The following is an 11,732-nucleotide window of genomic DNA, read 5'->3' as shown; positions in this document are numbered from 1 at the left end:
TTTATACCTCCTTAAAATTGAAAGAGGTAAATACAGGAACCGCACCATACCTTCCCTCAAGGTATGCCTTGCTTAACTTTTTATCATAACGCTCTTTAAACTTATCTAAAGAGTATATATTACTGTTATTATCTTTATCACGTTCGACGAACCATATTTCGTCTCTTCTAAATAGTTCTTGATCCATTATTGTTGATTCGTGTGTCGTAAAAATCAATTGTATCTTTTGATCTGGATGCAATCGATCAAAAAGTTCTATGAATTTTGATGTTAATTTAGGGTGCAAACTTCTTTCCATTTCATCAATCACATAAACTTTGTTTTCTGATTTATTTAGCAAAATATCAAGCAACTCAAATAAGCGCCTCGTACCATCTGATTCTTCTTTGAATTTAAAATCATAAAAAGAGTTACCATGTGTTAATTTAATTGTGCTCACTTTTAATTCACCATTTTTTGTATTTTCAATATTGAAAAAACTATTATGCGACCGCATTGATACTTTAAATTTCTTATTATCACTTTCTTCAAGCTTCTTTTTCAGTTCTTCCATAAGATTATCAAATATCGATTCAGGAAGTTCCTTTTTAAATTCATCTCTTGAAATTTCATTAATGCTTACTTTGCTGATACCAGTATCAAATGTTTTTATCAATTCATTTATAATTGTTAATGATGCATCATCATAATAATACTCAAAGCTAGTCAATGATGTTTGTGGAGTGCATATCTCCATGTTTTCATTTATCCAATTAAAAACTTCTTTGAAAAAAAACATTTTTGAATTAGGATTATATTTTTTTTCTTTGTTCATAAAGGATAAAAATAGCATATTTGATTTTTCATCAAAGTCCTCTAGATATGTTTGCAGTTTTATCTCGTCAACCTTCTCCAACAAAACATCTTCTCCAAGTTGCGGTTTTTTTCCTAATTCTCTTTCAAACAATGTCTTTGCCGTCCCATTTTGATACAATTGATATAACCATTCCGCTGTGATTTTACGTTCTTTTAAAATCAGAGAAAAACCATACGCATAAAACTTCCCATTTACCGTAAACTGAAGTTCAAAAGTACTTGCTCTTTTTGAATTATTTTCTTCTGATTTGCAAAACATTGTAGTTGCATATGCTGGTATTGCCTTAACAACAGAATATTGAATAAAATTAAATGCTTCAACTAAATTTGACTTACCAGCAGCATTCGCACCATAAATTACCGCGTATTTTAGTAATGGAGTACTCTTAACACTAATCTTATGATCTACTTTCTTTCTAGTTTTATTAGATGGAATCATTGTTAACTCGGTCTCTTTATTAAATGACTTAAAGTTATCTACTATTAGTTTAATTAACATAGCAATACTCTCCTCGATTTTTTTACTATTTAGCACTTATTATAGTTTTTTTTCTAGTCTTTGTCAATCTCAAGGCATCTATTCAGAGATTTTTTCTCTGTATCACCTAACATTTATATATAAATTCATTTTTATTATATTGTATAGAGTTTTTTTCTCTTATTTTTTCTGCGCAAAATACTTTGTATTCCACCAAGCCAACATATCAAAAACCTCAAGGAAAATTTATCATAAAAAAAACAGCAGAAAATGGCGTTACCATCGCTGCTGTTATATCTCCATATAATATTGTCTTTGATTCTTGATTTTTGTTATAGTATCGCTTATATAGCAAGGCGGCTAAACAAGCCGTCTACGTCGATTTGACCGTATCCCCATACGTTATTCGGGTAGGTATAATCTTCGCTACGATCTGCTCCCCTAATAATTAGACGGTTAATATCAATGCCTGTAATCGAAGTATAGTTTCCACGTGTTACAGCCCATTCAAGAACCATTGCTATAATCCCTGCACTATGCGCTGCTGCTCCTCCTGTACCACTTAAAGTACCAAAAAGACCATTTGGCAAAGCACAAGTCTGTTGGTAACCTGGCGCAGCAACATCTGGCTTCACTATATTTTTCCTTGTATAACCTCTGCTTGAGGTAATTAATATACTGCTATTATATTGGTTATAGGCTGTAACGGTAAGAGGATAGGTCGCATTTCCTGGTGATGTTATCGTTGTATTTGGATCAGATTCAAGAAAATATGTATCATCTGAGATAAGATAAGCAGCTGGCAACCATGAATGAACAGAAAACACCTCATTATCTACATTTCTAAGTCGTAGTCGCCAAACACCTCCTCCTGGGTTTTGAAAGCGTACTAAGATAAGCTGATCTCCTGTTTCTTCTTCAAAAATAATATTGTTTATCCATACTGTACTTTGCGTATATATGAAATTATATTTATTACATATGCCTATCTGAGGGTATACCCATTGCGTCGATTCCCCATTTGGTGTAATGACATCAATAGCTAACCGACTAGGAGCATCGGGCCAAATTTCTAGAGAAAATAAGCCATCTTTAGGATCAATACGAAGTTCAATATCCTTCATAAAATTTGCATCTGTAGTACTACTATAATAATGTCTTCGTTTATTTCCTTCATTTCCTGCGGATATTGCCACTCCTATACGCGGGGTCTGTGCAAGATCATCTAGATAGCTACTCGTTGCACCATGTCCATCATGTCCCCCTTGACTTGTTCCAATTCCTATACATATTGCAAGTGGCCGATTTAGCTTTTGTGAAACAGAAAGTAGATAGCGTATACCAAGCATTATATCTGACTCCTGAAAACATACTGCTCCTTCAGGCACAAAAAATATTTTTCGTAAATTCCCTTTCGCTTCCTTTAACTTAACGACTACAAGTTCAGCATCTGGTACGACACCTCGAAAATCATGTTCTACGTCCTCTCTCCCCGCCGCTATACTTGCAAGTGCCGTTCCATGTCCATCTGTATCTACAGTTGGTACAACAGAAAGTGGATCTGCCGACTGTAGCGCAATATTAATAAGTTCTTTATTATACTCTGAACCAAATGAAAATCCATCTGGTATTGTTCCATCCTGTATCGTTTGGTCCCATATTGATACAATTCGAGAAGTATTATCTGCGTGAAGAAAAACAGGGTGTTGATAATCTATTCCTGTATCTATTACTCCGACAAGTACTCCTTGACCATATAGTGCCAAGTAGGGATTTCGCTGCACTTCATCCACTTTAGACTTTTCAAGACTTATCGTAGATTCTAATGTGAATATAGAAGGGAAACGATGATACGGCGTTGTTCCCAAATCACAAACCTCCATATTCATATTTAGTACATGGAGTAAAGAATGTCGTTCATTAATGTAGGTTATATCATCTCCCATTTCACCGGGAGGTAAAATAGCATTATCAATAATAAAGTCATAATAGTTTTCGTCAAGCGCTTTATTCATCAACTCACTCCTCATTGGAGATATTTCTTATTAATATAGATATGTTGTAGTTCACACCACTATTACACCTAACAACCATTAAATCGTAAGTCGCTCAAACAATGCATACGCATCCACCTCACCATATCCCCATATATTATTGGGATATACCATTGTAGGTTTACGCCTTGCACCTCGGATAAGTAGATTATTGATATCATTACCAGTTATAGAAGTGTAATTTCCCTGTACTACTGCCCACTCCAGAATCATAGCAATGATTCCTGCCGTGTGTGCCGCTGCTGCTCCCGTACCCATTAGTGTGCCAAATTGGTTATTCGGTAGAGCACACGTAAGATTATAGCCTGGTGCTGCTAGATTAGGCTTAACCAAGTCCGTTCTCGTATAACCCCTACTTGATTCTAGCAATATAGCATCTGTATTTTGATTATAAGCAGCCACAGTAAGAGTATTCTTAGCATTTCCTGGTTCGGTTATTGTCGTATCTGGATTTGCATTCAAGAAATAGGTATCCCTAGAAATTAAGTGCCCAGATGGTAACCATGCATGAAACGAGTAAGGTTCATTCCCTATATTTCTAAGTCGAAATTGCCATATACCTTGAATTGCGCCTTTAAAACGTATTAATATAAGTTGGTTTCCTGTTTTCTCCTCAAGCATAATGTTATTTACCCATATATTACTTGGACTATAGATAAAGTCATTCTCAATACAAGCATTTCTCTGCGGATAGATCCACTGTGTTGATTCACCTGTTGGTGTTATTATTTCAATTGCTAATCGCGCAAGCACATCTGGCCAAATTTCTAACGAAAACTCTTTATCTTTATCATCTACTCTAAGTTCAAAAACTTCATCTATAGATGGTGTATCTGTCTGCCCATAATAATGTCTCTGTGTGTTTCCTTCGTTTCCAGCTGAAACAGAAGCACCGACACGGGAAACCTGCCCTACATAATCAAGATATACACTTGTATTACCTCGACCATCATGCCCACCTTGACTAGTTCCAAGTGCCAGACATATAGCAAGTGGACGATTTAATTTCTTTGAAACCATCATTAAATAGCGAAGCGCAAGTAATATATCCGACTCCTGATAGCATACAGCATCCTCTGGTACAAAGAAAATCTTGCGAAGATTTTTTTTCGCTTCCTTCAGCTTCACTACAACTAATTCACTATCTGGTGCTACTCCACGAAATGCTTTCCCTATATCTTCCTTTCCTGCCACAATACTTGCTATCGCCGTTCCGTGTCCAATCGCATCTACTGATGGCACAATTGACAATGGATTGTCTGATTGTAATGCTAAATTAATTTGCTTATATGTGTATTCTGAGCCAAATGTAAAATCATCTGGTATATTACCTTCTTGTACACTCTGATCCCATATAGAAAGTATCCTCGTAGTACCATCATTGTGACAGAAAACCGGATGTTGATAATCTATTCCCGTATCGATAATACCTACAATTACACCACTTCCATACAGCCCTAAGTAAGGATTGGTTTGAACTCTGTTAATTCTTGATTTCTCAATACTAATGTCAGACTCTAACGTGAACAATGCCGGAAAACGATGATAGGGTTGCCTGCCTAAATCGCATACAGACATATTATTATTAACTACATGTAGTAATGATATAATTTGATTTATAAATGTCGTATTATCTCCTGTATCATAGGAGGGTAGCATAATGTTATCAATAATTAAATCATAAACATTTTCATCCAATATTTTATTCATTTTAATCACGGTCTTTCAGCATAGTTTATATAGATATTATGCATCAATTATATTTGATATGTATTATTATCAAATCATAATTATTCCATACTACATCGTTCCAATCTCACCATTTCTATCAAAGCATCTTATATAATGAATCAACTCTGCAAAATTCACTTTAGCAATTCCAATTTTTTGATCAGCTGCGCCATAACTCATAATCAACACACCGTCTTTTACAACTCCACCTGTCGTAAAGATGCATGGACATGGGAATTTATCTGGTAACTCCCACTTTTGCTTTGCATAAATCAATCGCTCACTTACACGGTGAATAATCTCTGGAAATGTATCTTCAAGTTCTCTCACAATTATAAATGATTGCGTATACCCAACGTCTGGTAACTGCTTACCGTGATAAGAAATCAGCCACTCTCCATCTCCTAAATCAATCGGTGGAAAACTGGCACCAATTCGCTCCTCTTCCCAATCAAATATACCAGTAGCAAATAAATGGTGAGTCGCTTTGTCAGTTACAAAATCCTCAATCTGCTCAGCCGCCGCCATCATAATAGATGGTTTCGTCACCCCTTGACCTGCACTGAATTCACTTGGGTCATCTGGGCGGTGCAACATCAGATATTGTTCCCGTCCGTCAATCTTGAATTTCTTAGGAAATAGAAAGACATCACGATTATCCGATACATTACCGTCTGTCACTGGGCCAACATAAGTAAATGCTTGGTCATAGTTTTCCCTAGTCAGCTCAGTTAAGTTTAATCGGTAAAGGACTGTAACGGTATCATTGCGGTTGGCTAATTTACCAAGCGGATTTGCTTCATCCATCGCCCAATCGGGAAGATTATCTCGACGTTTATCACCTTCCCAATAAGGGCCTGGTGGGAACAAACGGCACGCCACACTTAGATACCAATCTTCTTCAACCCTAAAAATCCTTGGGTCTTCGATACAACCATTAGCATAGTTTAGAACTTTTTCTCCTTTGTCATTCTCGATATACATCTCTTCCATCTCATACGCCAACATTGGTGCAAGTGCTGGGCGAGAAAAATCAGCTTGAAAGCTTTCACCACCATCCTCACTTTTCGCATAGCCCAAAAAGATTGGATACGGATCTGATTTACCCTTTAAATTCTTCTGTTGCCAAGGTCCTGTAGCTCGAAACAGCATGTGAATTGCATCATCATTTTCTGCGATTACTAATGCTGGATTTAAAACCATCGTATCCGCCCAATCACAACCTGGCTGTGGCTCTATTACGGGTTCTAGTGAATATTTAATTTTTGGTTGTTTCATGATACTAATGCTCCTTTTCTACTCTATTTGAAATAAACTAATTGCTTCGTTTAATGAACGAGAATGTTCCATCAACTCCATTGATGCAGTTCCTAGACGCTCCGCCAATTGCTTCTGTTGCAAAGTTGACTCATTAACTGATCGATTCACGGCACTCGATTCTTCTGAAACGGCAGAGATATTCTCCACCATATCAAGCGTAACCTTTTTCACCTTATCAATCTCCTGCATCTGATTAGAAATCTTATAGATGCAGTCCATCATTAACTCGACTTGTTGGTTAATACCATCAAACATACTTACCGTATGCTCTAGGGCCTTCTTTTGACCATGCATACTATCACCCGCCCCAAGAGAAACCTTAGCCAAATGATCCATACGGTTTTGAATCTGCAAGATAGTTCCTTGGATTTGAGAAACTGCTTCTACCGACTGTTCCGAAAGTCTACGAATTTCGACAGCTACAACGGCAAAACCTTTTCCCGCACTACCTGCTCTAGCAGCTTCAATCGACGCATTTAAAGAAAGTAGATTTGTCTGTGTCGCAATACTGTTAATCAATTGAATGACTGTTCCGATTTGTTTTGATTCCTGTTTTAGTTCAGACATCTCCTCAATCATTCCACCCATAATTGATTCTGTATATTCCGATTTTTGCTGTAATTCATCAACAACCATTACACCCTGCGATACCACCTGACCTGCTTGAGTGGCAATCTCCGCCATCGTTTGCGCACTGTCTGTAACTGCCTCTACCATTCCGGCTAGATGATCCATCTCAAGCTGACATTCAATAATCGTATTTACCTGTTGCTCAGCCCCTTGTTCAAGTTCAGCAATGGAATCATTAATCGATGTAGAAAAACTTTGTATGTTCTGAGCGACCTGATTCACCTCTGCCGAAGACTCTACTACATCATCGACAACCTGATTTGTCTTTATCAGTAGACCTCTCATCCCGACAAGCATCTGATTTATGCTTGCAGAAAGCTTTCCAAATTCGTCCTTTCGCTTTGTCTCAACTTGCACGACAAGATTTCCACCCGCAGCCTGCTTAGCAGATTCCATCAACTGATAAATAACCTTATTCATACCAGCAAGAATGAATCCAACCAATAAGGCAACAATGACTGCAGCAATTGCCACCATAGCATAAGTAATCGTCTTTATTTCTTTCTCACCATCGAGCAAGATTTCCTTTGGCAGCATACTGTAAACCATTAACTTCGAGCTTCGTAAATTCGCATACAACAGTACATATTCCTCGCCATTTAGCGCTAGCTCACAGTTTCCATACTCTTCATTTAAAGATTCTATTTTTTCTCGACCTTCTTCAATTGGCAAGGATTCCCCGTTTTCCACATGTGTAAGCTTTTTATCATCACATGTCCACAATACGGTTTCACAAGTGTCTTCCAAATTAATTTCAGCCAAGATTTCATTTAACTGCTTCTGTCCAATATCCAAAAACACATAGCCTATAATTTCTCCTGATTTGTTTGTAATGCCCCTTACTAGTGTCAAAGCGTATTGGAGGCCATTACTTTGTACTACGCTATCAAGATAAGCATGTTTACCTAGCCAGATATATTTCTCACCACTCGCTTCAAGTTCTGCTAGTTCTGGTGATGCTAACAAATCACTATAACGATATCCCTGTGAAATGTAGGAAGAGCTCAATATACTTCGACCATTTTTTGCAAATATACTAATTCCACTAATATACTTATCTGTACTAAACACATTTAAAACATTCTTATAGATTTCGTTATACGCATTATATTCCTCTGTCGAACCAGTCACATATGCATCACCACAATATTTTTTTATTAAATTATCAGAGGCAAGCTGTGCTGATTTGGCTTCTTCATCGGTCAACAACAGATTCAAATAGTCCTTTGCAGTCTGAATGGACTGCGTTGCTGAGCTTTTGAATTTTTCAACAATGATGTCCGATGATTTTCGACATGTAATAATTCCTAATAGTAGGATTAAAATAATTGGAATCGAAAATGCCAACAGCATCGTAAAGCGGATGCTGTGAAACATTTGTTTATTTAACTTAAATCGTTGGGGGTTTTTATTTTTCTTTAATATTTTATTTTTTTTCATACGCATCACCGTTTTTCTATTTAACTGCTCCATCTGAGACACCGTTAATAATAAATCGCTGCATAAAGAAGTACAAAATCAACGTCGGTAATGCAACAAAAACAATCGCAGCCGACATAAGTGGCCAATCCGCCATTCGGTCACCAGCAAATGTATTCAACGCTGTTGCAACCGTCCTTAAATTGGATTTTGGCATGTACATATATGGTGTAAAGAAATCATTATAAATACTCAATACTTTTAATATCACACAAGTAGCAATTGCTGGCTTCATCTGTGGCAGGATAATCGACCAGTACACTCGGAAGCGGGAGGCTCCATCTAACTTCGCACTTTCATCTAACGCAAATGGAATCTGGCTAATAAACTGTAAGAAGATATAAATCTGCATAATATCTGTTCCGATATAAAGCAGCATTCCCGCTAGTCTAGTATTGAATAGCCCAAGGTTCTTAATTAAGGTAAATGTTGCAATCGTAACTGTCATCCCTGGAATAAAAGTTGGAATCAGAAACAATATAAACATCAACTTTTTCAAGCGGAATTCAAATCTTCCCAAAGCATACGCTACCATTGTTCCGACTAAAATTGAAACTGGTACACTAACACAAATCAAAATTGCTGTATTAATAAATGCCATGCCGTATTTACCGCTAATAAATGCTGTTACATAGTTCTGGAAGTTCAATATCTTTTCAGGGAAACTATATACCCCATTCATCATATATTCCGCATTTGTTTTCAACGAAATGTTAACAATGATTAAAAGTGGCGCGATTACTAATATCAAGAATATAATTAGTAGTACATACGCCATAACACGTCCGAATGGACTAGAGATAATAAATGTGTCTTTAATTTCATCCTTGTTTTGCTGTCTTTTTTCTTTCCAACGTTCTATCAATTTGCTTCACCTTCCTTTAAGAATACTTTCTGAACTACCACTAACAGCAAGATAATTCCAAGTAGCATTACTCCCATTACGGCTGCTTTGCCATACTTACGGAAACCAAATGCAAGTGTCAATGTCTTAGTAATAAATGTATCTGTTCGTCCATTCGGGCCACCCTTTGTAATCATATACGGCTCAAAATACGCTTGGAATGCACCATTAATACTTAGTAGTAAAGAAATCTTGAACATTCCTTTGATATTCGGCATTGTAATACGAGTGATCGTCTGCCAAAATCCTGCTCCATCTACTCTTGCGGCTTCATATATTTCAGAAGGAATTGACTGTAAGGCAGCAATGAAGATAACCATAGTAAAACCAACATATTTCCAGAAGCTGATAAATGCTAACGAAAAGTTTGACCAATAACTTGTCCCTAAGAAATGAATCGCCTTATCGCCAAGCCCAAGCAATCCTAATATGTAGTTAATTGGAGAGTTTGTGAAATCATATAGGTAGTTAAACATAAATACTACTGCAACACCGTTAATGATGTAAGGCATAAAAAGTACTGCTCGAAAGAAGTTCTTTTTCTTCAAATTACAATTTAATATTATTGCTAAGAACAAACCAATAAACTGTTGCATTAGAGCTGTAATAATATATGCACCATTATTAGCAAATACCGTCCAAAGATCCTTTTGCCCGATAACCTCTTTGTAATTGCTAAATCCAACATAGTTATAGCTGCTTGATAAGCCATTCCAATCTGAGAAACTAAGCTCAAACAGCTTAACCAGTGGATAATAGCTAAAAAGTGCTAGTAATATAACTGGTACAAACAGGAATATAAAGACTGTTACGCCGTCTTTTCTTTTATTATTCATACATATCCTTCCTTTGCTTTAGATTTAGGGTGCAAAAAGGCTGCCGACTTCACTACAAACGGCAGCCTTTTTGCTTACTCTTTTCTTATTTTTGAGCTGCCACCCATTTTTCATTCCAACCATCTAAGATAGACTGTGCTGCGGCATCATCCTTTTCCATTACGTATGTCATTAATAATGACTGTTCATCTAGTTCAATTTTATTTCTTAATTTATCAAATTCCGGATCAGTAACCTCATTTTCTACTGCTGAAACACCATATGATAATAATTCAGCAACAAAGGAATCTTGAATTTTAGAAGTCTTGTCTGCTGGTAATGTACTAATTGCTTTGGCATGACGGCCATCTTCCAACATGAATTTTAGGTATGCCATTGCTAACTCTGGATTCTTACAATCTTTTGAGATTCCATAGCTCTTACCACTTGACATATACACACCCTTTGAACCGGGGTATGGGAACATTCCAACGTCTTCCGCTGCTGCGCCACCTTCTACGATTTGAGCTGGTAACCAACTTTCAGAATAGTACATTGCTGTTTTACCAGAAGATAAATCAACCTTTAATTGATCCCAGTTTGCTGACATGATATCTGCTTCTAAGAATCCCTTTTGATATAACTCACGAATTGTACCCATTGATTCCACCATTGTTGTATCAAAAATCTCATTGCTTCCTAAGTAAAGGTTCTTTCCTTTGGCATTGCCATTTATGTTGATTTGTGCAATATCCCAGCCTACCCAAGGGTAAATTGGCCAAACATCTTTAAATGCAGTTCCAACTGGTGTAATTCCAACTTCTTTTAATTTTTCACAAACAGTAAAGAATTCTTCTTTTGTCGTTGGAACCTCTACTCCTGCTTCACGAAATGCTGCCTTGTTATATACAAACCCTGCATAGTTTACACTATCTGCAATTGCATAGATTTTACCATCACTACCAGTATTCTGTGTTGAGAAATAGATATCGTCCCATTTAATATCCAAACCATCTAACGGTAAGAAATAGTCATCAAGTGTATCTGTTGTCATTCCGTCAATTACTAAGAAAATGTCTGGTGCTTCACCAGAAGATACTCTTGTAGATATTACGGAATCATAATCTTTAATTCCTTCATATTCGATTGTTGTTCCTGGATGTGCTGCCATAAACTCATTTGCCATAGCTGCCAATGTAGTATCTACTACATTCGTCATATTCGTTGCAATTACGATTTTACCACTTAGCGTGCTTTCCGTTTCATTGTTATTTGTGTTGTTATCTACGTTTTTATCTTCCGTACTAACAGCTTCTGAATTTTTAGTTTCCTTGCCTTTGTTCGGATTTGTTCCACATGCTACCAACATCGTGCATGCCATAATACCACATAATACACTCACCATTTTTTTCTTCATATAGTTTTCTCCCATACTTTTTATTTGTATTTAAGATGCATCTTGTATC

General features: G+C 36.7%; 8 protein-coding genes. All 8 read right to left on the bottom strand.

Features of this window, described 5'->3' with window-relative positions:
• Position 1: 1 nt before the first annotated feature.
• The 8 genes from RMR19_RS09805 to RMR19_RS09770 all read right to left on the bottom strand — a co-directional run bounded on the left by RMR19_RS09805 (position 2) and on the right by RMR19_RS09770 (position 11,683).
• A complete protein-coding gene (locus tag RMR19_RS09805) occupies positions 2-1,354 on the bottom strand; it encodes an AAA family ATPase (protein WP_310603316.1) in 1,353 nt (450 codons plus the stop codon).
• Positions 1,355-1,677: 323 nt separating this feature from the next.
• The gene (locus RMR19_RS09800) at positions 1,678-3,348 is read right to left on the bottom strand and encodes a S8 family peptidase (protein WP_310603315.1); all 1,671 of its coding nucleotides are present in this window, start codon (positions 3,346-3,348) and stop codon (positions 1,678-1,680) included.
• A gap of 78 nt (positions 3,349-3,426) precedes the next feature.
• Entirely contained in the window at positions 3,427-5,097 is a 1,671-nt protein-coding gene (locus tag RMR19_RS09795) for a S8 family peptidase (RefSeq protein ID WP_310603314.1), read from the bottom strand.
• 90 nt (positions 5,098-5,187) lie between these two features.
• Entirely contained in the window at positions 5,188-6,396 is a 1,209-nt protein-coding gene (locus tag RMR19_RS09790; RefSeq protein WP_310603313.1) for a hypothetical protein, read from the bottom strand.
• A gap of 18 nt (positions 6,397-6,414) precedes the next feature.
• Positions 6,415-8,508, bottom strand: a complete 2,094-nt coding sequence (locus RMR19_RS09785; RefSeq protein WP_310603312.1) for a methyl-accepting chemotaxis protein — start codon at positions 8,506-8,508, stop codon at positions 6,415-6,417.
• Positions 8,509-8,524: 16 nt separating this feature from the next.
• Positions 8,525-9,412 carry a carbohydrate ABC transporter permease gene (locus tag RMR19_RS09780; protein ID WP_310603311.1) on the bottom strand — a complete coding sequence of 296 codons (888 nt, stop codon included), beginning with the start codon at positions 9,410-9,412 and terminating at the stop codon, positions 8,525-8,527.
• Positions 9,409-10,287, bottom strand: a complete 879-nt coding sequence (locus RMR19_RS09775; protein ID WP_310603310.1) for a carbohydrate ABC transporter permease — start codon at positions 10,285-10,287, stop codon at positions 9,409-9,411. The genes RMR19_RS09780 and RMR19_RS09775 overlap by 4 nt, the downstream gene beginning before the upstream one ends.
• Before the next feature lie 85 nt (positions 10,288-10,372).
• Positions 10,373-11,683, bottom strand: coding sequence for an ABC transporter substrate-binding protein (locus RMR19_RS09770; protein ID WP_310603309.1), 1,311 nt, complete (start codon positions 11,681-11,683; stop codon positions 10,373-10,375).
• Between the last annotated feature and the right edge of the window lie 49 nt (positions 11,684-11,732).

Source organism: Anaerosporobacter sp. (genome assembly GCF_031551385.1).
Taxonomy (GTDB): domain Bacteria; phylum Bacillota; class Clostridia; order Lachnospirales; family Lachnospiraceae; genus Anaerosporobacter.
The sequence above is the reverse complement of the archived record's forward strand: the minus strand, read 5'-3'. Positions and strand labels throughout refer to the sequence as shown.